The sequence below is a fragment of the Corynebacterium sputi DSM 45148 genome (genome assembly GCF_000427865.1).
Classification (GTDB): domain Bacteria; phylum Actinomycetota; class Actinomycetes; order Mycobacteriales; family Mycobacteriaceae; genus Corynebacterium; species Corynebacterium sputi.
Genome location: NZ_ATYV01000001.1, coordinates 204,535 through 230,434, shown reverse-complemented (window position 1 = coordinate 230,434; position 25,900 = coordinate 204,535). Strand labels below are relative to the sequence as shown.

Annotated in this window: 22 protein-coding genes, 1 pseudogene and 1 riboswitch; of the genes and pseudogenes, 8 read left to right on the top strand and 15 right to left on the bottom strand. The window is 59.8% G+C overall.

Annotation, left to right across the window (positions count from 1 at the left end):
- The 4 genes from YWU_RS0101150 to YWU_RS0101135 all read right to left on the bottom strand — a co-directional run.
- The coding region (locus tag YWU_RS0101150; protein WP_027019035.1) for a transposase at positions 1-186 on the bottom strand (186 nt) is incomplete at its 3' end.
- 50 nt (positions 187-236) lie between these two features.
- A complete protein-coding gene (locus tag YWU_RS17275; RefSeq protein ID WP_027019034.1) occupies positions 237-1,925 on the bottom strand; it encodes a hypothetical protein in 1,689 nt (562 codons plus the stop codon).
- 264 nt (positions 1,926-2,189) lie between these two features.
- Positions 2,190-3,401, bottom strand: coding sequence for a dipeptidase (locus tag YWU_RS0101140; protein ID WP_240484022.1), 1,212 nt, complete (start codon positions 3,399-3,401; stop codon positions 2,190-2,192).
- 120 nt (positions 3,402-3,521) lie between these two features.
- Positions 3,522-3,950 (bottom strand): DUF6918 family protein, encoded by a 429-nt coding sequence (locus YWU_RS0101135; protein ID WP_027019032.1) that lies wholly within the window; start codon positions 3,948-3,950, stop codon positions 3,522-3,524.
- 68 nt (positions 3,951-4,018) lie between these two features.
- Here YWU_RS0101135 and YWU_RS0101130 point away from each other — a divergent pair, with 68 nt between their 5' ends.
- Genes YWU_RS0101130 through YWU_RS0101115 form a run of 4 tightly spaced genes read left to right on the top strand, consistent with a single transcriptional unit; the run spans position 4,019 to position 6,769 of the window.
- Positions 4,019-4,804, top strand: coding sequence for an SGNH/GDSL hydrolase family protein (locus YWU_RS0101130; RefSeq protein ID WP_240484021.1), 786 nt, complete (start codon positions 4,019-4,021; stop codon positions 4,802-4,804).
- A 31-nt stretch (positions 4,805-4,835) separates the two neighbouring features.
- The gene (map, locus tag YWU_RS0101125) at positions 4,836-5,585 is read left to right on the top strand and encodes a type I methionyl aminopeptidase (RefSeq protein ID WP_027019030.1); all 750 of its coding nucleotides are present in this window, start codon (positions 4,836-4,838) and stop codon (positions 5,583-5,585) included.
- 5 nt (positions 5,586-5,590) lie between these two features.
- Complete coding sequence (locus tag YWU_RS0101120) at positions 5,591-6,190, top strand: hypothetical protein (RefSeq protein WP_027019029.1); 600 nt, start codon at positions 5,591-5,593, stop codon at positions 6,188-6,190.
- Positions 6,191-6,205: 15 nt separating this feature from the next.
- The gene (locus YWU_RS0101115) at positions 6,206-6,769 is read left to right on the top strand and encodes a sugar O-acetyltransferase (RefSeq protein ID WP_027019028.1); all 564 of its coding nucleotides are present in this window, start codon (positions 6,206-6,208) and stop codon (positions 6,767-6,769) included.
- A gap of 90 nt (positions 6,770-6,859) precedes the next feature.
- Here YWU_RS0101115 and YWU_RS0101110 read toward each other — a convergent pair whose 3' ends face one another.
- The 7 genes and pseudogenes from YWU_RS0101110 to YWU_RS0101080 form a co-directional block, all read right to left on the bottom strand.
- On the bottom strand, positions 6,860-7,672 hold the full coding sequence (locus tag YWU_RS0101110; protein ID WP_027019027.1) for an ABC transporter ATP-binding protein: 813 nt from the start codon (positions 7,670-7,672) through the stop codon (positions 6,860-6,862).
- Positions 7,672-8,682, bottom strand: a complete 1,011-nt coding sequence (locus YWU_RS0101105; RefSeq protein ID WP_051259859.1) for a FecCD family ABC transporter permease — start codon at positions 8,680-8,682, stop codon at positions 7,672-7,674. Before YWU_RS0101105 ends, YWU_RS0101110 begins: the two co-directional genes overlap by 1 nt.
- A 71-nt stretch (positions 8,683-8,753) precedes the next feature.
- Positions 8,754-9,764 carry a FecCD family ABC transporter permease gene (locus YWU_RS0101100; protein WP_027019025.1) on the bottom strand — a complete coding sequence of 337 codons (1,011 nt, stop codon included), beginning with the start codon at positions 9,762-9,764 and terminating at the stop codon, positions 8,754-8,756.
- Between the two features lie 78 nt (positions 9,765-9,842).
- A complete protein-coding gene (locus tag YWU_RS0101095) occupies positions 9,843-10,892 on the bottom strand; it encodes an iron-siderophore ABC transporter substrate-binding protein (RefSeq protein ID WP_027019024.1) in 1,050 nt (349 codons plus the stop codon).
- A 225-nt stretch (positions 10,893-11,117) separates the two neighbouring features.
- A pseudogene (locus tag YWU_RS14385) lies at positions 11,118-12,299 on the bottom strand (RtcB family protein).
- 598 nt (positions 12,300-12,897) lie between these two features.
- Positions 12,898-13,119, bottom strand: a complete 222-nt coding sequence (locus YWU_RS0101085) for a hypothetical protein (RefSeq protein ID WP_156892649.1) — start codon at positions 13,117-13,119, stop codon at positions 12,898-12,900.
- Positions 13,120-13,758: 639 nt separating this feature from the next.
- Complete coding sequence (locus YWU_RS0101080; protein ID WP_169718862.1) at positions 13,759-15,513, bottom strand: ATP-dependent nuclease; 1,755 nt, start codon at positions 15,511-15,513, stop codon at positions 13,759-13,761.
- Positions 15,514-15,663: 150 nt separating this feature from the next.
- Between YWU_RS0101080 and thrC the strand changes: the two genes are divergently transcribed.
- The gene (thrC, locus tag YWU_RS0101070; RefSeq protein ID WP_027019020.1) at positions 15,664-17,100 is read left to right on the top strand and encodes a threonine synthase; all 1,437 of its coding nucleotides are present in this window, start codon (positions 15,664-15,666) and stop codon (positions 17,098-17,100) included.
- A 33-nt stretch (positions 17,101-17,133) separates the two neighbouring features.
- Here the strand turns inward: thrC and YWU_RS14380 are convergent, their stop codons facing one another.
- The 3 genes from YWU_RS14380 to metE form a co-directional block, all read right to left on the bottom strand.
- On the bottom strand, positions 17,134-17,433 hold the full coding sequence (locus YWU_RS14380) for a hypothetical protein (RefSeq protein WP_034646544.1): 300 nt from the start codon (positions 17,431-17,433) through the stop codon (positions 17,134-17,136).
- Positions 17,434-17,559: 126 nt separating this feature from the next.
- Positions 17,560-18,054: a DUF4385 domain-containing protein gene (locus YWU_RS0101060; protein WP_027019019.1), complete on the bottom strand. Its 495-nt coding sequence runs from the start codon at positions 18,052-18,054 to the stop codon at positions 17,560-17,562.
- Between the two features lie 132 nt (positions 18,055-18,186).
- Entirely contained in the window at positions 18,187-20,493 is a 2,307-nt protein-coding gene (metE, locus tag YWU_RS0101055) for a 5-methyltetrahydropteroyltriglutamate--homocysteine S-methyltransferase (protein ID WP_027019018.1), read from the bottom strand.
- A gap of 133 nt (positions 20,494-20,626) precedes the next feature.
- A riboswitch (cobalamin riboswitch) is annotated at positions 20,627-20,786 on the bottom strand.
- A 357-nt stretch (positions 20,787-21,143) separates the two neighbouring features.
- On the opposite strand from metE, the gene YWU_RS0101050 reads away from it, so the two are divergent.
- Entirely contained in the window at positions 21,144-22,829 is a 1,686-nt protein-coding gene (locus YWU_RS0101050) for a thiamine pyrophosphate-binding protein (RefSeq protein ID WP_027019017.1), read from the top strand.
- A 21-nt stretch (positions 22,830-22,850) separates the two neighbouring features.
- Here the strand turns inward: YWU_RS0101050 and YWU_RS0101045 are convergent, their stop codons facing one another.
- On the bottom strand, positions 22,851-23,804 hold the full coding sequence (locus tag YWU_RS0101045; RefSeq protein ID WP_027019016.1) for a cation diffusion facilitator family transporter: 954 nt from the start codon (positions 23,802-23,804) through the stop codon (positions 22,851-22,853).
- Between the two features lie 137 nt (positions 23,805-23,941).
- Here YWU_RS0101045 and YWU_RS14375 point away from each other — a divergent pair, with 137 nt between their 5' ends.
- Both YWU_RS14375 and YWU_RS0101035 read left to right on the top strand, forming a co-directional pair.
- Complete coding sequence (locus YWU_RS14375) at positions 23,942-25,237, top strand: MFS transporter (protein WP_051259858.1); 1,296 nt, start codon at positions 23,942-23,944, stop codon at positions 25,235-25,237.
- A gap of 121 nt (positions 25,238-25,358) precedes the next feature.
- On the top strand, positions 25,359-25,895 hold the full coding sequence (locus YWU_RS0101035; protein ID WP_027019015.1) for an NADPH-dependent FMN reductase: 537 nt from the start codon (positions 25,359-25,361) through the stop codon (positions 25,893-25,895).
- Positions 25,896-25,900 lie beyond the last annotated feature (5 nt).

Here is a 25,900-nt window from a genome sequence, read left to right as displayed (position 1 = left end):
CCCCTCGGCTCGGGTCTGCCCTGGCCGGTCACCGTCCTCCACCGCGGCGCGCTGCAACCATTTCTGCAGGGTCATCGGGTGAACGCCGAAATCTTTCGCAATCTGCTCGATCGTCACACCTGGTTCACGACTCCTCGCAACACGCACAACGTCGTCACGGAACTCTCGGGGATAGGGCTTCGGCACAATGACATCCTTCCAGCCCACCCTCCCGGGCAAGCCAACTCAGATGTCACCTACACGTGCAGCAGACCCATTTCCTGAACGAGGACCTGTCGTTGTGCGGGAACCATCTTCGGCTCATCGGTCGCCTCGTCGATGATCTCATTGCCCTCGTCATCGAGGTCGGGGACCATCACCGGGTTTCCGTCCTCATCGAGGATGTCCTCCATGATCGGGTTGTTCTCAGCGTCGAAGGCCGGGACCATCTTCGGCTTCGGCTGCATGAGCGGTTCGCCGGTCTCGTCGTCGAGAACCGGAGCACCGTTCTCATCGAGAACCGGCTCCATGACGTAATCGGTCGCGACATCCTTGGTGAAGCGCACGAAGTCCTTGGCGAACTTCAGGCGGTCATCCTCGGAGGTGAGGTTGTGCATCAGATCATCGAGGAACGGAGTGTTCTCGGCGTCGCCGGTGAGCTGCTTGGCCAGGGCGTCATTGCCCATCACCAGAGAGGTGATGTCGGTCAGGCCGTACTGGGTCTGACGAGACTCGCCCGGACGTGCCTCTCGAAGGTCTTCGTAGCTATCGAAGGTGCCCAGGATGTTGGAGCACGACCCCAGGCCCTCAGCCTCTGCCCGTGCGATAACACCGAAGCAGGAGACCTCCTTCAGAGCCGGGAGTTCGAGGTTCTCGGCCATGTCGAGCATGTCTTCCATGTCCTCGTCCATGAATTCTGCGGCACCAGCCTCACGAAGCTTGGTGAAGTCGAGCTCCTGACCGAACCAGGTCAGTTTGATCTCGTCGGTGTCCATGTTCAGTGCCGTGGCGATTCCCAATCGGGAATAGGCAACGGAGCTACGTTCCTTGTCAGCTCCCGCAAGTGCGATCGCCGGCAATCCGAAGAGCTGGTGCGCCTCGGCAACCGCGTTACCCCCACGCATCGAGGCTGCAACCTGGATTCCATCACCAATGGTGGTGGAGGTACCTCTCGGAGCAGGCTGGCCCGGCAGTTCGACAGGTTGGGTGTAGTCATAGGTCTCACCGGTGAGGAACTCCGCGATCTTCAAGGCCTCGGTACGCTTTTCGAGGTTCGCATCGCGTTGCCCAACTACAACTTGTTCCCATTCATAACAAATTCCCAAGAATCGGCTGATACAGTCACCGTTCCCCCAGACGTCTTCGTTCTCAACAGGAAGATTCGCATCACGCTGAACCTGCTCATAGGACTCGTAAGTTCCAAGCTCGAAAGGGTCAATTCTTACACCAATGAGCCGTTCGACGAGCCCCTTGGTCGTGTTGCTTCCCAGAGCCGCAGCGCTAACTAGTTCGATGAGGTTGCGCTCACCCATCCGGAATCCAAGAATGTCGTTACCCAGATCGATGGTCATATCCTCGGCTGCATTACCAAGTTCGATCGACTCCGGAAGCACAATCCCGATACCGGTACCGGTGGACTGACTGCAGTCTGCAACGGCAACTAGTTCGGTGCTTTCATCAATTTCCGGCGCTTCATCGCCGGTCTGACAGACCCGGATGTAATCCAAGATCATCTCATTGGTGAGCAGATCTCCGATGCTGTCGAGATCAAATCCCCCACCCAGTCCGCCGAGCGGATTGGCGTGGCTAACTGCAGGAGTGATGACAGTGGCACCGATTGCCAGGGTGGCTCCCGTGGCGAGCGCTCCCTTGCGGATCTTGCTGAACTGTTTCTTCTGACGGTGGCGGCCACCATCGCGCGAGGGGGCGGAGGAACTATTCGACATCTGTCGCCTTTCAGGAATGCCCGGCGCGACTCGTGGGTGACGATGACCGGGCGGAGGGGAACAAGGAGTACTTGCTTCAGCTCGTTGAGACGAACTCCTAGGTCCGTTTCACAGTCACAACACCGTTTTCTCGACAGATATCGTTAGCTTTGCGTAAAAATGTCACCCGCTGCCAAGTCCCACGCGTCACACGATTCAGAATTATGCAGGTCACGGCAGTATCGGCGCTTTACCCCCGCTACCCCCACAGCTGAGAGACGCCCTCTACTCCGGCAGAACGTCTCGCAACACCCGGAGAGCATTTCCTCCCATGATCGCTGCGATGTCCTCTTCACTGTGACCCCGGGCAACCAGTTCGTTGGTTACCAAGTTGATCTCGGAGGTATCCCAGCCAACCTCGACGCTGCCGTCATAGTCACTGCCCAGAGCCACTGACTCAATTCCGGCGACCTCGATGACGTGCTCGATGGCGTCGACGACTGCCTCTGGGGCCATTTCACATACCGCCGTGTCCCAGTAACCGATACCGATCACTCCCCCGGTTCCGGCGATGCCGCGGATCTGCTCATCCGAGAGGTTTCGGTTGTTGTCGCACGTGGCCTGGACCCCGCCATGGCTGACGACAACAGGGTTAGTCGAGATGGAGAGAACATCGTCCATCGCTTCGGAACTGATGTGCGCCAGATCGATCACGACGCCAAGGTCCTCAAGTTCGGCAACAACGTCGCGGCCCAGATCTGTTAGACCGCCGTGATCTCGACCATGGGCGGAATCGGAGACCTCATTGTCGAAGAAGTGCGTGAATCCGGCCATACGCATACCGGCGTCAAACAACACCTGGACATTGTCTTGCTCCCCCTCCAAGTTGTGCAGGCCCTCGACAGAAAACAACGCTCCAGTCACCTGATCGCCACGTTCACGGGCGGCCAAGAGATTGTCGAGATCTCCGGTAGTTCGAATCGAGACGAGTCTGCCATCGGAGTCTGCGACAGCACGGTCGAGCTTCTGCGCGTGATAGAGGGAGCGCTCCAATAGCGAGTTCCAGGTCTTCGGCGGCTGTAACTGCGCGAACGCCAGCAGGGTGATGTTGTCACTGTCCCCATCGTTGCCATCGATATTCTGCCCCATCGGCGACTTCGACACCGAGGACAACACCTGTAGGGCGACATTGCCCTCCTCTAGACGAGGAAGATCCATGTGTCCGCGAGAGTGACGAGTAAGGAAATCACGCTTCCACAGCAGTGAATCTGAGTGCAGGTCGACGATAGTCAAGCGATCATGGACTCCCTTCGCCTCGTCGGTGACCTCTGGAAGCTCGCCGTCCGCGACCCCGTTGCGTGACTGATCGACGTACCTCGGAACAACCACGAAAAGGGCGACCAGAGCCACGGCGATGACCACCACAAGGCCAAGCAGGATTGTGAGGCCCCGCCGGGGCCGCTTACGTTCCGACGAACCACCAATGCGCTTATTCACACCTCAAACGTATGTGATGTGCGTCTCGCAGTGGTTTAAATCTAGATATAAGGAAACCACCCCGTTCCGGCGGTTGCGGAGGGGGTGGCAGGGGACGTCGGGAAGCGACTCCCTTCGGTTTTAGCTGGAGTGCTTCTGAGCCAGCGAACCGATCTGCGGAAGCTCCTCTTCCACGGTCTTCTTCACGGTGCCACGCACAGCGCCGTACATCTTGTTCGCGGTCGAGTTGGACTCGGCGGCACCATCGGCGACGGCCATGATGTTGTTGACTGCAACTTCCTTGTGCTCAACGAGGTACTGACCAAAGTCAGCCTGTCCGCACTCCTTGAATGCCTGCCAGAGCTGATCCAGGCCATCGCACAGCTGCTGCAGGAAACGACGGGCAGCCTTGGTGGCTATCTCCGAGTCGGCCTTCTTGGCCGCGGCGTACGCGCTCTTGACTGCTGTGCCCTTCAAACCCGACTGCTTGGAGACGACTTGCTCGATGAAATCGGCGGTGTCGGCCACGGCCGCGTCGCGGTCCGTGATGCTGTCATAAAGAGAAGTCATGGGCTAGAACTATACCCGCACCCGCCCCGGATCGACGGGTAGGGTGAATCGCCATGAAGTATTTGGCGATGGGCGATTCATTCACCGAAGGTGTCGGGGACCCGCACCCAGAGGACGACGGCAGCGGAGACCTCTGCCGAGGCTGGGCCGATCGCCTGGCCAGTCGATGGTCCCGAACTGAACCTGATCTGCAGTATGCGAACCTCGCAGTGCGCGGAAAACTGCTGCACCAGGTGCTGAATGAGCAACTGGAGCAGGCGGTGGACCTCGCACCCGACGTGGTCACCTGCTACGCCGGCGGCAATGATCTGATGCGACCGAAGGCCGATATCGACAAGCTCGCCGAAGGAGTCGGCACGATCATCAGCACCCTCCAGGACGCGGGGGCAAAGGTGTACGTCTTCACCGCGGTTGACCCTCAAGATGCCCCCGTGTTCAAGGCCATCCGCGGCCGGTCTGCGATCTACTCGGAGAACATCCGCGAACTCGCAGAGAAGACCGGCGCCGGCATCGTCGACTTCTGGCGAGCAAAGGAGTACTCCGACATGCGGATGTGGTCGAGCGACCGCCTCCACATGAACTCCCGTGGACACCGATTCATGTCCCAATTGGCCGGCTACACCGTCGGCGCACAGCCGGAGATCGGCGGCGTCGACTACGAGTCCCCCATTACGGACAAGGAATTCGCCAACGACACCATCGACCGCCAGTGGGTTCGCTCTTTCGCAGCGCCGTGGGTCAGCCGCCGACTGCGGGGAACCTCCAGCGGCGATGGACGTCAGCCGAAGTACACCGAATGGATTCCCGCGACCGAACTCGATGCTGCATATAAGGCAGCAGGGGCTACTGACTGAGCCTTCCGACACACGGACTACAAAGGAACTCATGATCATCAAGGACCAGGACCAGCTCGAAGGCCTCAAGGCCGCGGGCAGCGCCGTCGCCACCGCACTGCACGCGATGAAGGCTGCGACCGAACCGGGGATTAGCACCGCCGAACTCGACGCGATCGGCACGAAGGTGATGAAGGACCTCGGGGTACTCCCCGCTCCCCCGACCCGTGGCTTCCCGGCAGACACGTGCATCAGCATCAATGATGTTGCCGCACACGGCATCCCCTCTAAGGACACAATCGTTCGGGACGGCGACCTGGTGAACATTGATGTCTCCGGGCGCCTCGGTGAGTTCTGGGCCGACAACGGTGAGAGCTTCACTGTCGGCGAGGCCGATCCGGTGGCACATGCCCTTGTCTCGGCAGTCCACGAGGCGCGGGTGGCTGGCCTGACTGCAGCGCGGGCAAAGAAGCCGGTGTGGCGCATTGGCTCGGCCTGTGAGCGCGTGGCCCGGCAGCGTGGATTCGTCATCGTGCGAAACCTGTGCGGACATGGCGTCGGCGGCGACCTATGGGAGCCGCCGCAGGTACCCTCCTACGCTGACCGCTCTGCCAACACGCGGCTGCGCGAAGGACAGGTGCTCGCGATCGAGCCATTCCTATCTGAAACGGCAAACTACGCCGATGACGACGAGGAAGACGGCTGGACCCTGCATACCACCGGAAGCCGCTCGGTTCAGGTTGAGCACACCATCGTTGTGACGAAGGATGAGCCGATCATCGTGACAGTGCAGCCGGAGTAAACGAGGTGAACTCCGCGAAGACCGCGGGCTCCAGAGACACGCTCGCGCGCAGAATCTCCGACATCACGTCGCCCGTGTGGGTGGTCGCGGTCATGGCAGTGATCTTCGGTGCATTGACTGGGGATCTGGTCGTCGGCATCGTGATCGGTGCGCTCAGTGGCGTAATCCCAGGCATCGCCATCATGGTGAAACAACGCCGCGGATCAATCTCCAGCGGGTGGCACGTAACGGACCGGGCCGAACGAGCCGGAGTGTTCGTGATCATCCTGATGTGCCTAGTGCTCCTAGGTATTTTTGTCGCTGTCGCTGACGTGCCGCAGGCGGTCATTGGGCTGGTGGCTGCGGAGTTCTCAGTGGTGATCTTCAGCGCTGTGCTTACACTGATCGGCCACAAGCCCTCGATGCACGTAGCCGTGTGGCTCGGCGGTTGGGCAGCCGTCGCAATGTTGCAGCCGTGGTTCATCCTGATGGTTCTGCTGACCCCAGTGGTCGCATGGGCCCGGATTCGGATCGCGCATCACACTCTCCGCCAAGTTCTTGCTGGAGCAGCAGTAGCGGTAGCGACATTGCCGGTGTTCCTTCTAGCAGCAGGGTTCTTGCCATGAGCGAGAAAGGCGCCAATGAGTGACAACGCAGAAAAACTTGCCAAAGGCGACTGGTATCTCGATGACGATGAGCTGAGGGCACGGCGACGTGGCTGCGCCCGTATCCTCGATAGATTCAACAACGCTCTGGCAGACGACGACGATGTCCGCTTCACGGCACTCTCTGATCTCCTAGGAGAATACGGCCAGGACGTCGAGATCATTCCCCGCTTTAAATGCTCCTACGGACGAAACATCCGCTTAGGCCGACGGGTTTTCATCAACGCGAACGCCTTCTTCATGGATGACGCTCAGATCACCGTGGCTGACGACGCCCGCATTGGGCCTGGGGCTCAATTCATGACTGCACTTCACCCAATTGAGGACCATGCCAAGCGCCGCGAAGGGTGGGAGAAGGCCCTGCCGATCTCCATCGGGTCGAACACCTGGCTGGGCGCTTCGGTCACTGTCGGGGCAGGGGTGACCATCGGTAAGAACTCAGTGATTGGTGCCGGCAGTGTGGTCCTGACCGATATTCCAGAGCATTCAGTGGCTGTCGGGACACCGGCGAAGGTCGTCCGGACCTTGCCTAAGGAGTAGTGACCCCGTTTGATCAATTGCTCGCTGTATTTTCGCAGGTCGTGGATTTCGCGAGTTATCGAATGGGGTCACTGACCTGGAGCGGTTCGGCTACTGCTCCACCGAGTGCACATGGTGCCGGCCCTTTGGCAGGACCAAGGGACTACCGGAGACCGGGTCCGGGATAATCATGCTGTCCATCCCGTACACCTCTTTGACGAGGCCGGTGGTGAGAACCTCGTCGGGCGTGCCGAAGGCTCGGACCTTTCCGTCCATCACCGCGACGAGAGAGTCTGAGTATCGGGCAGCCAGGTTCAAGTCGTGGAGGACCATTACCACCGTCGTCCCGCGGTCGCGGTTGAGGTCAGTGACCAGGTCAAGGACTTCCACTTGGTGAGTGACGTCGAGGAAGGTGGTCGGCTCGTCGAGAAGCAGGATGTCAGTTTCCTGCGCAAGTGCCATCGCGATCCACACGCGTTGGCGCTGACCGCCGGAGAGCTCATCAACCGGACGATTGGCCAGCTCTAGGGTGCGGGTCGCGCGCAGAGCTTCTTCCACCACCGCCTCGTCACCTGGGCTCCAGCGTGCGAGCGCTCCCTGGTGTGGATGCCGACCACGACCGACGAGGTCAGCCACCGCGATGCCGTCTGGGGCAATGGGGTTCTGCGGAAGAAGACCCAGCGTCCGGGCGAGTCGTTTGGAGGGGATGGAGGTGACGGATTGGCCGTCGAGAAGCACAGAACCTGACTGCGGTTTGAGGAGCCTGGCCAGGGACTTCAGCAAGGTCGACTTGCCACATCCGTTCGCGCCGACGATGGAGGTGACCTTGCCTGCAGGGATCTCCAGATCCAAGTCGTCGATAATCGCGCGGTCTCCGTAGGAGAGGGACAGGGAATCCGCTGTGAGCTGGTGAGTTGTCGTCATTATCGGCTTCCGATGCGATTCATTCTGATGAGCAAGAGGATGAGGTACGGCGCACCCAGGGCACCGGTGATGACGCCGACTGGGTAGCGGCCCGCGAAAAGATACTGACCGACCAAGTCCGCCATCAACACCAACAGCGCACCGACGAGGCCGGAGGCAAGTATCGGGGAGGTCCCGTCGCCAAGCAGTCGCACTGCGATCGGGCCAGACATGAAGGCGACGAAGGAAATCGGGCCGGCGGCCGCGGTAGCGAAAGCCAACAATGCGACGGCGACGATGATGAGAGTCACTCGCACAACGACCACCGGAAGTCCCAGGGCACGGGCAGTCTCGTCGCCAAGTTGCAACACTCCCAGGCTGTTTCCTGCGATAAGCAGCGACGGCACGAGAATTAGGAAGGCGATAGCCAGAGGCATGATCGATGACCACGTCGCCCCGTTGAGACTTCCGGTAATCCATCTCATCGCTGCCTGCATGTCCCACGCGGCAGCCCGGGACAGGACGTACGAAATCACGCTGTGGAGCATCGCGGCCAACCCGATACCGATGAGGATAAACCGAGTACCGGTAAACCCATCTGAATTCGACAGCGCATAAATCGCCAGTGCCGTGACCAATGCCCCAATAAGCGCCAGCGCGGACACCGCAGTGCTGCCTAGGGAAAAAACAACGATGCCTGTGACCGCGGCAGCAGCCGCGCCTGCGCTGACACCAATGATGTCCGGGGACGCCAACGGGTTGCGCAGCAAAGTTTGGAAGGTCACACCTGCAGCACCAAAGGCGAATCCGCAGAGCACGCCCATCACCGCACGCGGCAGCCGAAGTTCACCGACTGTGAAAGATGCACCGGGGACGGTGTGGCCGAGGATGACGCGGAAAACGTCGGGAAACGAGTACACCGTCGACCCGTAGACCAAACTGAACAGGAATACGGCGACCAGCAGCACCGCCAGCACTGTCGTCACGAGCACGCGCTTGCGGGCGCGCTTCGCACGGCCGGCGCGGATCATGCTCCCAAGTGGCCTCTCAGCGCCTTCGTCATCATCTCGGCCGGTAGTACTGGGAACGATCTTTGTGGTGGTCACAGTGACTGCACCTTCTGCTTCCGGACGATCCAGATGAATACCGGGGCACCAATGATGGCCGTCACGATGCCGACCTCGATTTCCTCAGGCCGTGCTACGACCCGGCCGACGACGTCAGCCGCTACGAGCAGCGCCGCGCCAACTACCGCAGAGAACGGCAACAGCCAGCGATGGTCAGGGCCAACCAGGAGCCGGCACATGTGCGGCACGACGAGGCCAACAAAGCCGATGGGGCCGGCAACTGCAGTGGCAGCGCCGGCGAGAATCACGGAGCCGACGGTTGCGATGATTCGCGCGCGGACCACATTTTCTCCGAGACCAGCTGCCATTTCGTCACCGAGGGCCAGGGAGTTCATGCTCTTGGCGCTGAAGAATACGATCAGTGCGCCGATCCCCAGAACCGGAGCGACGATGGTGATTTTCTCCCAGGAGCCGCCGCCCACGCCGCCGATCTGCCAGAACTGGAAGTTCCGCAATTGATCAACGCGCGGCAACATCACCGCTGATGTCAGTGACACCAGGGCCGCCGACGTTGCAGCGCCTGCCAATGCCAATTTCAACGGTGTTGCTCCGCTGCGACCAATAGTGCCCACGCTGTAAACAAACACCGCAGCCACCGCCGCGCCGAGAATGGCCACCGCCATCGTCGGGTACGGGGCGCTGAGGCTAAAGAAGGCGATACCGATGACCACGGCGAAGGACGCGCCAGCGGACACACCAAAGATGCCGGGGTCGGCCAGAGGGTTTCGCGTCACCGCCTGCATCGACGCGCCCGACAGTGCCAGTGCGGCACCGACCAGGATGGCCAGGACCGTTCTGGGGACGCGCTTGGCGACGGCAGACTCCTCTAGGGATTCAGTGTGCCCGAGGAGCCCCGACCACACGTCAGCTAGCGATACTGACCGCACGCCGAACGTCACCGAGGCGAACACCAGCAGTGCCAGCGCCACGACGCAGATGATCAACGCTGTACTGCGTCGGGCTGCTACCGCGACTGTCGGACTAATGTCCGTCCCATTTTTGGTTCCCGCGTCCACTGCCGGTCCACTCCCCTGCCGATGCTGAATCCGCCGTCGTTGATGGCGTTAGTTGGAGGAATCGTTCGTGCTGTTGAGCAGAGCGAAGTACTCCGAGATACCCCACGGGATAGACAGCGGGGACGGGTTGGCCGAGGCTGCCAGCGGCGAATCATCCTCGAGGATGACGATGTTGCCCTCAGCGATAGCCGGGATCTTGTTCAGCAGCGGGTCAGCCTGCAGCTGCTCGATGAGGTCGCCATCGGGGTCTCCGTAGGTGACGATGATGTCCACATCCTGCAGCTGGTCAGCGGCCTCGGAGCTGATCTCAGCGTAGAAGTCATCAGACTGTGCGGAAGCCTCTTCGACGACCTCCGGGGTCGGCAGGCCAAGTCCTTCCAGGAAGCCCGGGCGGGTGTCGTGGCTGGTGTAGTAGCCGAACTGGCTCAGATCGGTCGGATCGAAGAAGGCGAACATGACCTTCTTGTCCTTGAGCTCCGGGTTCTCATCCAGCGCTGCCTGGGCCTGCGAATCCAGGTCCTCGATCAGGGCCTCGCCCTGGTCGCTCAGGCCCAGTGCCTCGGAGTTGATCGTGATCATGTCGTCAACGGAGGTACCCCAGGCGACGCTGTCCTTCGGGAATGCGATGGTCGGGGCGATCTTGGAGAGAGTGTCGTACTCCTCCTGGGTCAGTCCCGAGTAGCCGGCGAGGATGACGTCCGGCTGGGTGTCCGCGACAGCTTCGAAGTCGATGCCGTCAGTCTCGTCGAATAGGACGGGCTCTTCGCCGCCGAGCTCATCGAGCTTGTCTTCGACCCACGGGAGGATGCCGTTGCCGTCATCGTCACCCCAGGAGACCTTGCTCATGCCAACGGGAACGATGTCCATTGCCAGCGGAACTTCGTGGTTCGCCCAGGCGACGGTGGCGACACGCTCGGGGTTCTCCGGGATTTCCGTGACGCCGTAAACGTGCTCTACCTCAATGGGGAAGCCCTCAGCCGACGATGCAGCGGAGTTGGTGTCCTCGGTCGGCTCATTGGAGTCATCAGAGGAACATGCCACCATGCCGGCGGCGAGTGCGAGCGCGGTGGTCGCGCCGAGAACTCGTGAAAAACGCATTCGCGTTTCCTTTCCATAGGCTCCGGCCGTGTCATCACCAGCCGGGGAATGTCCGAGCGGACATATTACCGACCAAAAGGCTAGTCTCACCTAACACAAGTTCCAAACACTACTTTAGGGACGGCGCCCATCAGCTTTACCGAATCCCTTTGGGGATTGAGGGTGATGGATTCAAGCTGAAAACGTCGTAAAGCGAAAAATCTCGCTTCACGACGTCACCTTCGCTTACGTTCCCTTCACATTCATCACTTGCCGAAGAGTGTGTCGGATCTCGACGAGGTCAGATGCATCTGCCATGACCTGGTCAATGGGCTTGTATGCCGTGGGAATCTCGTCGATCCACTGCTCGCCGTGACGGTAGACAATGTCCCCCATCTGAGTAGCCAGATCATCGATAGTGAACTGACGCTTCGCCTCTCGCCTGGACATCGCCCGACCAGCCCCGTGCGGCGCAGAGAACAATGCAGAAGCATTGCCCTTGCCCACGGTCACGTAGCTGCGCGTGCCCATGGAACCGGGAATCAAGCCGGGCCGGCCTTCTTCGGCGTTGATTGCACCTTTACGGGTCAGCCACACAGACTTTCCCTTGATGGTGACCTTCTCGGTGTAGTTGTGGTGCGTGTTGATCCGCTCCACCTCTACTTCACCGGCGGGGTCTCCCATGAGACGTGCGAGCTGGTCGACGAACCGATCCATCATGTCGTCTCGATTCAGCGCAGCGAACTTCTGCGCCCACGCCAGATCCTTCAGATACCTCGTGAACTCAGGAGTTCCCTCCACGAGGTAAGCGTGATCAGGATCGGCGAGCTGGATGAACCACTTCTTACACAGACTCTGCGCGGTCTTGATGTGCTTGCGGGCGATCTTGTTGCCCACGCCACGAGAGCCGGAGTGCAGGAAGCACCAGACCCGGTCTTCCTCATCGAGACAGAGCTCAATGAAGTGGTTTCCGCCGCCGAGGGAACCGAGCTGTTCGCGCCACTTCGGAGAGTGGGACAAGTCAACGCCGTCTTCCTCCGCAAGGTCCTCGAGCTCTGCGATCCGATCTGCAGTGTGATCGAGGTGGCTCTTCCGGTTGTAGCTGCCCGGAGACAGCGGGATGGATCACTCAAGCTGGTCGCGGAGCTCCTCCAGACTGATTCGGTCCAGGTCAGCTGCGGCATACCGGGTGCGAGCGGCAATCATGCCGCAGCCGATATCCACGCCGACAGCAGCGGGGATCACGGCCTTCTCGGTCGGGATGACCGTCCCGACGGCACTTCCCATTCCAGCGTGCACGTCCGGCATCAGCGCGATGTGTGGCTGGATGAACGGCAGGCCAGCGAGGGCGATGGCCTGCTCGCGGGTGGTGTCGTCGATGATGCTGGCCCAGGACAGCACCCGGTCAGCAATCTTCGTGGGAGACATGGGAGTCTCCCTCCTTTCAGATGTACGTAGTCACGCTCAGGTGACTATTGGAATAGATGGTGGGGGCATTGTCGCGGTGAATTCACGGGAATCGGGCACAACAGTTCCGACTGGGGCGGCCGGGGTCATAATGTCCGTCTTCACGCCTCGTTTCGCTGAAAGAACTCCACGTAACGAGGACTGCATAAACTGCAGATGTAGCTGTCGGCGCGATGCATGGTCAATCATTGTTTTCTCCTTGCCTTTCGGCGATTCGTTGTCCGTCCGCGCGGGACCGAAGTCAGTAAATTTTCCGGGTTCCTGAATCAGCACACTGAGCACCACAAACACATCTCACCTGGCACAGAACGGCCGCCGTGGATACGCCATGGCGTCCGCAATACAGATGCGCGGTATTTTGCGGAGAAGAGGAGTCGACGACAACCGTCAAGCCGAACTCCACAACCGAGATGCCCCTATCCCGATTCATAAAACCTCGTGTCGCGGTCTGTGACCGTCGTCAAAAACGCGACCATTAAGACTTATCACAGGATTCCGCGAAAGCAAATGATTTTTCCGGAGAATGAGAGGAAGTGGTGAAGGATCCGTCGTCAAGCGACTACTTCCGGCGGGGACGAGCGGCAACGCCAGCATCGACGCGTCCGAGTTGTGCGATCCGGGGGATCCCCTCCGCCCATATCCCTGCATCACCGGAACACACCGAGGTGAATCGCGGGATTCTCTTCATCTTCACCCGGCGGTATCCGAAGATGGCCTGCTTCAGGCTGGCCCCCGGGACATCGGGATAGACAAAATGATTCCACCAGGTCGGGCCGTCCATCGTCATGACGATCCAGGCGGCCCTTGATGAGCTGCTCCGGGAGTCCGTTCCTTTCGCGGTACCAGAACGTCGCGCCGGAGAAGACGACCCGGTCGATGAAGGACTTCAGTACCGCCGGATACGAGCCCGGCCCACAGAAAGAAAACCAGATGTTCGTCCCCAGAACACGACATCGAGATAGCATGCGACGTCCAGCTCCGGGTGCTTTGGTCATCGTCGCATGAGGCTGACAACGTGCCTCGCATGCGCGGATGCGTGGAAGCGAGATCGACGACACGAACCCGCACCCACCGTTTCATGCAGCGCCGATATAGGAATTGACCAGTCATAGTTGAGGGCCCCTGGCAACGGGGACCAACCACGACGAGGATGTGGCGTGTCATGAGAGTGATCCTTCTCGGATATGGCACTCAAATTGATGCGCGGACTCCCTCATCGACCGAACTCACCTCAAGTCAACTCCCAGATGAGCTCTGCGGCATGCGACTGGATCACGCGAGATGTTTAACCCAGGTGATGTCTCCCAAGGCGGAATACAGTCCGACAAGTAGTTGAGTTAATCCAAATAGACGAATATCAATGCTTGAAGAATTCACCCCTGTCCACCCCGGGAAGATACAACCAGCGAGCCAAACCTACTCATTTAGACAAATGACACAATACCCTCGATAGAAATTGTTGCACCTCATTAAGTTTATGCAAATCTTTCTCAATGGCAAATTTAGGCCAGTTTGAATTCTTCTTACATTCAAACCCCTGTTTAAATCTAGCGAAAGATTCAAGCTCTCCATACGGATTAATGGCGATTCCCTTTTCCAAGCACAGCCCAAGCAAATCATCGATCCCCTCATAAGGGAATTCCCCGACAACCGCTTCGACCCCATGACTCTTATAGGCCTTCCACGGGGATGGAAAACTAATCACATCACTGACTTGCTTTTTGATCTGAGAGTTATGGATACCAGAATCTGCAGAAATTGAATCAACAACCTCTTTTAATGAAAGGATGAGCTCGGCAGACTCGGGAGCAAGTGAGTTTTCATCTACAAAGTTACTAAACGACCTATACTGTTCATTTACACCTGACCAGTTATTCCCAGCCGCTTCCCAAATCGACCTAAACTGGCCATCGTCGGAGAATATATCAAAGTCGCAAATTACCGCCGCCTTCGAACCCATTTTCCTAACTAAATCCAGAACAATAGATTGCGCAGCCTTTCCGCCACATGGGAGTATGAGAATATCCGAAGGAGATATTTGCAATTCGCTGGGAGAATCTTCCAACATATGACTGAATGCCGCGGAGAAGAATATTGCGTCGGACTCGCCTTCTACGACAATGGTCAACTTATGAAAAAGAGTATCCAGCAGTGGCGAATAACGGACCAGAGAGCCGGCTTTCGCAGATTCAATCAGTCCCATATCAACTATGTTTATATCTAGGTCATGCTCCACTCGGTTTAGCCGGAGAAAACTAACCTGCCCATGATCTACATCCAGAATTCCGTTAATATAGTTCCTATCATGCGTTGCGACTAGTAGGGTCTTTTTGCGCTCTACTGCCAGACGCGTCAACACCGATGCGAGCTTTTTCGCTTGCGGAGGATGAAGAAACGCCTCTGGTTCATCTACGAGGAGAATTTCCTGTTTACCACCCAAAATAGCGATCAGTATGCCAAGCGTCGCCCGCATCCCCAACCCCTGATCTTGAATCGCCGGCAGGCTACGCACATTGCTCAACAGCTCGCTGTCTACCGGCCCTGTTCGACTTGCTCCTTTATCATCGACCTCACCTAACCTATATCCCACTTGGCGGCCAAAATCATCAAGCGTAATCTCTTGGAAAAATATTTCTCTGAAGGATTCCTCAAGAACTCGGAAATCCTCAGGGCTCCTTACGATCTCCTCAATCGGATGAGGCGAATCTTGACTCTCTGAATACACCGCGTCCGTCTTTTCTTTAAAAACCGATTCCCCAACCCGGCCGATTGCATCATCGAACTTGATAAACGCCGATATCATATCTCCGAAAGAATTCTCCAACTTGGATGATAATTGAAGCTTGTAGTCACTCAATAATTTCCGTGGAAGTAGATATGAGTTTGTCCCGTTCCGAATCTTGTGAACATAGTTTCGCTTGATATATGCAATTTTTTCATCAGGATTAACATTCCAGTCAAGATCAACCCGAGTGACTATTTTGGCAGGTATTTCACCATTCTGAGTGCGGCCCAGTTGCGCATAGAACTCATTCAGAAAAGTAGTTTTCCCCGAGTTATTGGCACCCGTCACAATCAAAACCGAACCACGACTCAGGTCGAGGCGCTGATCATCTGAGAGGGTGATAGCAGTAACTTCCGGGTCAACATATCTACCGCTTACATTACTTGACAAACAAATACTCCGGTTCCGATACGGCTGATCAATAGCTGGGGCTCAAAGAATGCGTCTTTCACAAAACCCCCTATGTGGTTCATTGCGCTTCTGCAGGAAATAGCCTACTGGATGTGCCCACCATCAGCCCACCCGTTAGACTGGACAATCGTGGACTACATCTCGACGCGCGACCCCAAGGGCACCCGTGCCTCCTTCTCGGACATCCTCCTCGGTGGACTTGCTCCGGACGGCGGCCTTTACCTCCCTGCGGACTACCCGCAGCTTGACGACGACACGCTGACCCGCTGGCGCGGCGTGCTCGCCGAGGAAGGCTATGCGGCCCTGGCTGGCGAGATTCTCCAGTTGTTCGTCGATGACATTCCGGTCGACGACCTCAAGGCCATCGCGGCACGCGCGTACACGTACCCGAAGTTCTCCAGCGAAGATATCGTCCCAGTCACCGAGCTCGAGGACGGCCTCTACATCGGACACCTCTCCGAGGGCCCCACCGCCGCGTTCAAGGACATGGCGATGCAGCTCCTCGGTGAGCTCTTCGAATACGAGCTTTCCCGTCGCGGCGAGACCCTCAACATCCTGGGCGCCACCTCCGGTGACACTGGCTCCTCCGCCGAATACGCCATGCGTGGCCGCGATGGCATCTCCGTATTCATGCTGACTCCCGCCGGCCGCATGACCCCGTTCCAGCAGGCGCAGATGTTCGGACTTCTCGATGAGAACATCCACAACATCGCTCTCTCCGGTGTCTTCGATGACTGCCAGGACATCGTCAAGGGTGTCTCTGCAGACCTGGACTTCAAGAAGAAGAACCGCATCGGCACGGTCAACTCCATCAACTGGGCCCGCTTGATGGCCCAGGTTGTGTACTACGTCTCCAGCTGGATCCGCATCACTGAGTCCAATGACCAGAAGGTCAGCTTCAGCGTCCCGACGGGCAACTTCGGCGACGTCTGCGCCGGCCACATCGCCAAGTCCATGGGTGTGCCGATCGACCGCCTCATTGTCGCCACCAATGAGAATGACGTCCTCGACGAGTTCTTCCGCACCGGCGACTACCGCGTGCGCACCTCCGCGGAGACGATGGAGACCTCCAGCCCGTCAATGGACATTTCCAAGGCATCCAACTTCGAGCGGTTCATCTTCGATCTGCTGGGTCGCGATGCAGAGCGCACCGCGGATCTCTTTGGCACTCAGGTTAAGGACGGTGGCTTCTCGCTTTCCGACGACCCCACCTTCCCCTCCGCCGCTTCCCAGCACGGATTCCTGTCGGGGACTTCGACCCATGCCGATCGCGTCTCCACGATCCGCGATTGCTGGGAGCGCCTCGGCGTCATGATCGACCCGCACACCGCCGACGGCGTGAAGGCCGCCCGCGATCTGCGCGACAAGGTCAACTCCCCCATCATCTGCCTGGAGACCGCACTGCCGGTGAAGTTCGCTGACACCATCCGCGAGGCCACCGGCGGCGAGCCGGAGGTGCCCGAGCGTTTCAAGGACATCCTCGACACTGACATGCGTGTGGAGGCGCTCCCGAACGATCTGGACGTGGTGAAGAACTTCATCACGGACAACATCGTCGAAGCTTAGACCTCTAGGGCCGCGGCGGGGCTCACCCGAGAACTACTTGTGAGCCTCTCCCCACACCTTATTCAGGCGGTCTACTAGTACTTCCGCCCGCTCTTCACCGACCAGTTTGGTCACCGTGACGGGATCGCCGGGGCTGCCGAACCACTTGTTCCAGATGACGTCCAAGGCCGCGATATCGATGGGCCCGTGCTGCCGCATGTGTAGCAGGAAGTCCTTGGCCTCCGGTGCGTACTCATCCCACGGCGCGTCCGGGTTTTCGGCCGCGCCGGCGAAGAATCCGTACGGGTCGATCTTGTTGATTTCCTCAATGCTTGCTCGAAGAAGTGGGTCCATGGGCCAGAGATTACGCCGATCACCTCTACAGTCACTGAGGATTTTCTATAAGTAACCTCGCGGGAGACGAACAGTGTTCTTTGGTGATCCTGAACGTAACAAACCCGGCCGTGGCTGTGTTGGCCATCACTGTTCGTGCTCGGCCCGGTGCTTCTTTTTCATTTCCAAGTAACGCTCGTCAGCCGCCGCTCTGTCCCACGCTTCCTTGAAGATGCGAGCTGATTCAGCCTTCACTGGATCCTCCGGCTGCCGAGGTTTCTCTGCCCTGCCGTGGGCGCCGCTCTGGCCTCTCTTGTCGTCAGGAACTGCGCCTTCGTATTTCTTCCCTCCGGCGTGGTTGGCGTACCGCCGCGCTCGGGTGTAGCCCATCTGCAGGAATTTTCGGGCCATGTCCGCACCGACGAAGTCGTTGGAGTCGAGGTAGGCGTCGAAAAGCGAAGAAATCTTTTCACTCGATGCCGTGGCCTTTTCCGGATCCGCGAAGCGCCAGTGCGGGAGGATTTCCGACTTGTATGGCTCGACCTTCAATACGCCCTGCTCACCACGACCGACTCGGTAGAGGTCCGGGCGTTCTCGAAAATCGATCTCCGAGAAATCAAGTGAATAGTCGAACTCTTTCATCGTGGGGCCTTTCCTCCGGTGAGCCCGCGAGTCTACCTGCGCCAGGGCATGACAAAACCCCACGTCATCCTGTGTCTCCGCCTGATCAGTGGGTGGTCAAGCCAGGATGGACGTGGGGCCGCCGTCGGGTAGTTAGGTCGTGACGGCCACCTTCTCTGCTAGTTCCGCGCGGACGATCTTCGCGGCTTCGACCAGGTTCTTCAGCGCCGGGGTGGATTCCTCGTGCTTACGGGTCTTTAGACCGCAGTCCGGGTTAGCCCACAGTCGCTCGCCGGGGACGCGACGGGCTGCCAGGCGGAGTGCATCAGCCATCTCACTGACCGACGGCACTCGCGGCGAGTGGATGTCGTAGATGCCTGGGCCGACGCCCAGCTCGAAGCCGATAGCCTCCAGGTCCTCGATGACCTCCATGTCCGAACGGGCAGCCTCAATGGAGGTGACATCAGCGTCCAGATCGGCGACAGCGTCGATCAGGTCGCCGAACTCGGAGTAACACATGTGTGTGTGGATCTGCGTCACATCGGCGACCCCGGAGGTGGCCAGCCGGAATGACCGCACTGACCAGTCGAGGTACGCCCGCTGGTCTGCCTCACGCAGCGGAAGCAGTTCACGCAGAGCAGCCTCGTCGACCTGGACGATCGAGATGCCAGCGGATTCCAGATCAACGACCTCGTCACGAATGGCGAGGGCAACCTGGTCTGCAACGCTCGGCAGCGGAATATCGGAGCGGACGAATGCCCACGAGAGCATGGTTACCGGACCGGTCAGCATGCCCTTGACCGGCTTCGGAGTGAGGGACTGGGCATATTGTGCCCACTCCAGGGTCATCGGCTTGGGACGGGAGACGTCACCGAACAGCAGCGGCGGCCGGACACACCGGGAACCATAGGACTGCACCCATCCGTTGACAGTCGCGGCGTAGCCGGTGAGCTGCTCAGCGAAGTACTGAACCATGTCATTGCGCTCAGGCTCGCCATGGACCAGCACGTCCAGGCCGATCTCTTCCTGCAGTGCGATGACCGAGTCGATTTCAGCACGCATCCGGGCCTTGTACTCGGCCTCGTCGATGGTGCCATTGCGCAGGTCAGCGCGAGCAACGCGAATCTGCGGGGTCTGCGGGAAGGAACCGATCGTCGTGGTCGGCACCGCCGGCAGCGGGTGCGCCTCGGACTGAGTAGCGAAACGCTGCGCAAAAGCCGGACGACGGGAGTCGGAATCAACCAGCTTCCCGACGCGATCACGCACATCCCCCACCGTCACTCGCGGATCAGCCTGTGCAGCATCGATGGCCGCGCGGGACAGTGCGACTTCCTGCGGGTCCAGCGAACCGCCAGCGATGGCTGCGCCTAGTGCTGCAACCTCACCGATCTTCTCCTCACCAAATGCCAGACGGGCGGCGAGGAGTTCATCCTCGAGGATCTCCTTCTCCGGTGCCAGCGAATACGGCACGTGCAGAAGCGAGCACGAGGTCGAGACAGCCAGCGAACCAACCTGGTCGCGCAGTCCCTCCAGGGTCTGCAGAGCGGCCTCCAGGTCCGTGCGCCAGATATTGCGGCCGTCGACGACACCGGCGACCAGCAGCTTCGAGCCGAAGCCGGCCGGAAGTGAGGTCGGCACGGGACCGGCAACGAAGTCCAGGGCAACGCCCTCAACCGGAGCCTCTGCCAGTACGTTCAGTGACTCGTGCGCGCCTTCGAAGTAGGTAGCCACGAGGATCGACGGGCGATCGGTCGCAGCTGCCAGGTCAGTGAAGATCCGCTCGGCGGCAGAGAGCTCCTCAACGGTGCGGTCCTGGACGAGAATCGGCTCATCGATCTGGACCCACTCGGCGCCAGCAGCCTTCAGTTTCGCCAGCAGTTCCACGTACAGGGGCAAGAGCTGATTAAGCAGTGAGAGGGTCCGGAAGCCACCCTGGGTCGGCTTGGCCAACAGCAGCAGGGTCAGCGGACCGACGATGACCGGACGTGCCGGGATTCCCTCGGCGACAGCCTCGCGGACCTCGTCCAGCAGGTCCGTTGCATGCAGCGAGAACTCAGTGTGTGCGCCGAATTCTGGCACCAGGTTGTGGTAGTTCGTGTCGAACCACTTGGTCATTTCCAGCGGCGGAACCGAGGCAGTGCCGCGGGCAGCTGCGAAGTAAGACGTCCACTCCGGATGTGCACTTCCAGCAGCCGCCGCACGGTGGCGTGGTGCGTAGCCTCCGAAAAGTGCAACGGAATCCAAGAAGTGGTCGTACAGAGAGTGAGTTCCCACCGGGATGGAGTCGTGTCCGGCGTCGAGGAGGGAACGTCGGGAAGCAGTTCGAAGGTCGTTGCGGACCTCAAGTACAGCTTCGATCCCGGTGCGTCCTGCCCAGAAGTCTTCGACTGCTCGCTTGAGTTCGCGGTTCGGTCCGATACGCGGTGTACCAAGCACCGTTGTGGTGAAGGTCGTGGTCATGGTTATCCCCATTCAAGTTGATGACGAACCACCTGCCCAAGGCAGACGTCATCCGGGAGATACACGTGACCGGTGCCCCATGTGTCCGGACCGTCTGCCCGATTCCACGAGGCGAGATGGCCGGCCACCACATCTGTGGCGGCCCCGGCTGGCAGGTAATCGGACTCCCGTCTGTTGACGGATACCGTTGCGGGTCAGTTCCGGATTCACACCGGATTCCCTCTTAGCGGTCGGAAGTCGTGCGGGGGTGGGGCTCCACAGGTGCACGGCCGACCGGACCAGGCCGTGCCGATGACCGTAGCAAACGAAGCCGCGGCTGGCGATAACACCATCGCGTGAGCCGCGTCTGGACGCCTCACCCGTGTGATCTGGAAGAAGTAACCAGGATCACCCCCGACACCCCCTCGGACGGATCGAACGCAGAATTTCGGGTGTAGCCAGGCAGGAAATCGCCATAACCTGCGCGAACTAAATTCCCAGTTCGTTCGCGCGTTCATGCCGACCACTGTCCTACGTTCTCCCACCCCAAAGTTTTCTGCGGATGTGGGGTCCCAAATGAAACAGATCACGCTACGATAACGATCTTGTAGGAAAGAAGCTGCTCATCTGACGCTGCTGAATTGTCGCATCCCTCCGCGGAAGGACCCCACGTGCACTACTCCCCGACCATCACCACGACTGTCTCCACGGCCATCGCCCAAGCGATCATGGCCCGTGCGGACCATGTCTTCGGTCTGGTGGGTAACGCGAACAGCCATGTCGTCAGCTTTCTGACAGCGGCAGAGTTTCCGTATACCTCCACCCGTCACGAAGTTGCCGCAGTCACCGCCGCCGATGCCTTTTACCGGGCCGGCGGCGGAATTGCTGTAGCCACCACTACGTGTGGAGCTGGCTTCACCAACACCATCACCGCTCTGGCTGAGGCTCGCGCCGCCCGTATTCCGCTGGTGTACGTAACCGGTTCCGCGCCGACCCGCGGCCCGCGCCCCTTCGACCTGGATCAGGCCGGCATGGTCAAGGCTCTTGGTATCGATCTCATCACTGTCTCCCCGGAGACGGTGCTGGCCGACATGGATGCCGCGTTCGATCTGGCAGAGAAGAACCGTGTCCCGGTCGTCGTGAACCTCCCGTTCGACATTCAGACCGCCACCGTCACAGCAGACGAGACCGTGTTCTCCGGCTCGGAGATGTCCACCACCTCGGCGACAACGGCGCATTTCAACCCCCCGCCCCACGCCTCGGATGCAGACGTGGAGGCCGCCGCAGGGATTTTGCGTGCCTCGAAGCGCACGCTCATCATCTCCGGCCGTGGCGTGGTGCTCTCGGACACCTCCGGTCAGGTTCGCGATCTTGGCGACCGTCTCGGCGCGCTACACATGCACTCGGCGATGGCACGCAATGTCATCGACACGCCGTGGTCTCTCGGTACCGCCGGTGGGTTCACGCACCCCTCGTACGTCGAGATCACCCAGCAGGCGGACACCGTCCTCATCCTGGGTGCGTCCTGGAACCAGTTCCAGTTCCGTGGCGGCAATCTGGTGCGTCCGGATGCGACGGTTGTGCACGTGGACGTCGAGAAGCATCCTGCATCTCAGCGCAGTGACCTGCGTGTCAGTGGCGACCTTCGCGACGTGCTCCCCCGCCTTACCGCTTTGCTTCCCGACGTTCCCCTCTCCTCCTGGCGCGACTCCCTCACAGCCGTCCCGGCTGCTGAGGACCGTGAGACGATGCCGGATCTGTTCAACGACTACGGCCCGGATGGGCGTCTGGACCCGCGTGGCGTCATGCGCCGCCTGAACGAGATCCTGCCGACCGACCGTGCAGTCACCACCGATGGCGGCCACTTCCTTGGTTGGGTGCCGCTCTATCTGGAGAGCCCCTGCCCGCAGTCTCAAGTAATCGTCGGCACTGCGATCCAGACGATCGGATTGGGCTTCCCCTCTGCCGTTGGTGTGACCGCAGCTCGCCCGAGTGATTTCACCGTCCTCGTCACCGGCGACGGCGGCGGCCTCATGGCCATTGCAGATGCCGAGACATTTATCCGCACCGCGCGACGTGGCGCGGTCATCGTGATGAATGATGCAGCTTATGGCGCGGAGCTGCACCAATTCCGCAATGAGGGCCTAGACACCGGCTCCATGCTGATCCCCGATGTGGACTTTGCAGCCCTGGGCCGAGGCTTCGGCGCCCGTGGCATCACCATCGAGTCCCCCGAGGACTTCGATCTGGTGGAGAAGGAACTGGCAGCTCAGCCCGAAGGTGTCATTGTCCTCGACGTGAAGATTTCCCGCGAGATCATCGCAGACTTCATTGCCGAAGTACTGAAGAAGCAGTAACCGCAGCAGTACCTGGATCCGTCAGCAACTGATCTCATGGTCACGGTGGCTGGCGGATTCGAGCTGCAAGGTGGCGTGGTCGACGCCGTAGCGCTCCTCCAGACCTGACTGAAGTCGGCAGAGAATGCTGCATCCGCTCTCCAGGTCCGTTCCGTCTTCGACGGTGACGTGGGCGGTGAGCACTGCGTCCGTTCCGTGGATGGACCAGACGTGCAGATCGTGGACGTCAATAACCCCGTCTGCCTGTTCCATCCATTCGGTGATCTCCGCAGGATCCAATCCCGGCGGAACCTGTTCCAGCAGCACCCGCATTGCCATCCGGATGAGGTTAACTACCTGCGGGACCACGAGGAATGCGATGAGCACCGCGGCGATGGTGTCCGCTCGCTGGAAACCGGTGAGGTAAACGACCAGCGCAGAGACGAGCACACCGACCGAGCCCAGTGCATCGATCATCACGTGCAGCAGGGCCGCCCGCATATTCATGTTGGTGCGATCGCCACCGGCGAGTACCCAGGCCGACACCAGATTCGCAAACAAACCGATGATCGCGATGACAATCACGGGACCGGACATCACCTCCGCCGGCTCCTGCCAACGCTGGGCGGCCTCGAAGAGGATCCACAGAGCAGCCGCTCCAACCAAGACTGCGTTGAACAGAGCGCCGATCACTTCGGTTCGACGGAAGCCATAGGAGGCACGCTTCGTCGCAGGTTTCATGCCAACCCAGGCCGCCACCAAAGCAATGACAAGACCCAGCGCGTCACTGGCCATGTGCGCCGAGTCCGCCAGCAGCGCCAGCGAACCGGAGATCACACCACCGATAATCTGAGCGACCATAATTGTCGCGGTCAGACCCAGGGCGATAGCGATACGGATCACGGACGTGTTGGAGTGATCGTGGTCATGCGAGTCGAACAGCCCGTGCTTGTGTTCGTGGTCGTGGCCATCCCCGTGCCCGTGTGTCTGTTCCATGTGCACACAATAGGCCCATTGCCGGGGTGCACGCATACCTGAAAAAGGCTTTCATCTGCAGTAACGCTTAATCTGCAGGCCTGTGCCACGGGGCTGCGGAACGAACACCGGTAGCCAGGCTTACACTCTCCCTGGTGATGTCCGCCAATCCATCGAGAACCCCTGCCCCGGATCCGCGTCAACAGGTGACGACCCGCGCTCTTGTCGTGTGGTCAGCCGCCCTGATCACGTATGTCTTCGCGATCACCAGCCGTACGTCTTTCGGAGTTGCTGGCGTTGACGCGATGGACCGCTTTTCTGTCGACGCCTCTCGTCTGGCCGTTTTCGTGGCGGTCCAGTTGTGCGTCTATGCACTGGCGCAGGTTCCCACCGGACTGCTGATCGATAAGTTCGGCCCGAGGGCCATCATGACCTGCGGAGCCGTCATCATGGGCTCCGGTCAGCTACTGCTGGCGTTCACTGAGTCCTACCCGCTAGCCATCGGCGCCCGGGTTCTGATCGGGCTTGGCGACGCTGGTGCGTTCCTCTCCGCGATGCGGCTGCTGCCGAACTGGTTCCCAATTCGCATCGCACCGCTTTTCACCCAGCTCACCGCTGGCATCGGCCAGTTGGGGCAAGTCATCTCTGCGGTTCCATTCCTCATCTTCCTGCACGCCAGCGGTTGGACGCCCGCATTCGCAGTGCTCGGTGGATCCGGATTTGTCGTTGCCTTGCTGGCAGTCGCCCTAGTCGCAGATAGCCCCGATTGCTCCACGCGCGATGAGTCCTCCTCCCCGAAGATAGGTCTGCGGGGGACGCTTGGGGTCGTCGTAGAGCATCCTGCATGCTGGCAGGGCTTTTTTACCCACTATGTGGGAATGATCGGCACTGCGGTCTTCATGATGTTGTGGGGTCTGCCGATGATGAACCTCGGCATGGGGTTGTCCGCGACTACCGCCGGCACTGTCCTGGTTGCCGGCACTCTCGCGATGGTGTTTACCGGACCTCTCACCGGTTACCTCTCCTCCCGGCTCGGCCGACGACGCACCTACCTCGCAATGGCCAGCGCCGTAATTCAGTTGGCGCTATGGGTCGCCTTCTTCCTGTCTGACACCCCGCGCAGCCTGACGTTCCTGCTCGTGGTGGTCCTAGTGATGGGATCGGCCTGCACCATGGCAAACCTGGCTTTCGACACCGTGCGGGAAGAACTGGACCGACGGGTCCTCGCTACCGCTACTGGCCTAGCCAACATGGGAGGGTTCCTCTCTGCCATGGCCTCAGCAATGGGCATCGGATTGCTGTTAGACTTCTCCTCCGCCACCGGCGACTACACGTGGACGGATTTCCGCTTCGCCTGGATCGCGCTGACAATTCCGTGGGCCCTCGGCCTGATCGGTCTGGTTTACTTCACCGCCGCCACCAACCGCAGAAATCGCGCCGACGCTATGCGTTGACCTGCCATTTCACGATTCAGTGTTGCAAAGATGTCTATCCAGGTCTAGAGTTGTTGATACATCATCAAGTTCCGATCAGGCAGAATGATTGGGACCGCGATACGAACTCAAGGAGACCCACATGAAGCTCGGCATCATCACCGGAACCACGCGCCCCGGAAACGCAGGAACCAGCGTCGGAGACTGGGTAAACGCCACCCTCACTGACCGCGACGACGTGGAACTGGTCGACCTCCGCGTCGCCGACTACGACCTGGACCTACTCAACGAGCCGACCATGCCCGGTGCCGCAGACGGTGTTTACGAGAACGAGAAGACCACCCGCTGGGCCGCTGCCATCAAGGATGTCGACGCGTTCATCTTCGTTACCCCTGAGTACAACGCTGCTCCCCCGGCCGCGTTTAAGAACGCTGTTGACCTCCTCTTCGTCGAGTGGACCGGAAAGCCCGTTGGCTTCGTTGGCTACGGCTTCCACAAGGGTGCTCGTGCCGTGAAGCACTGGCGCGACATCGTGGGCAACCTGAACATGAAGGCTGCCGAGCAGGCCGTGGAGATCGACCTCGGCGCTGAGTTCGCCGATGGCGCCTTCGAGCCGTCCGATGCTCAGGTCGAGCAGCTCAACAAGGTCGTCGACGAGGTTGTCTCGCTGAACGGCTAGCTCCT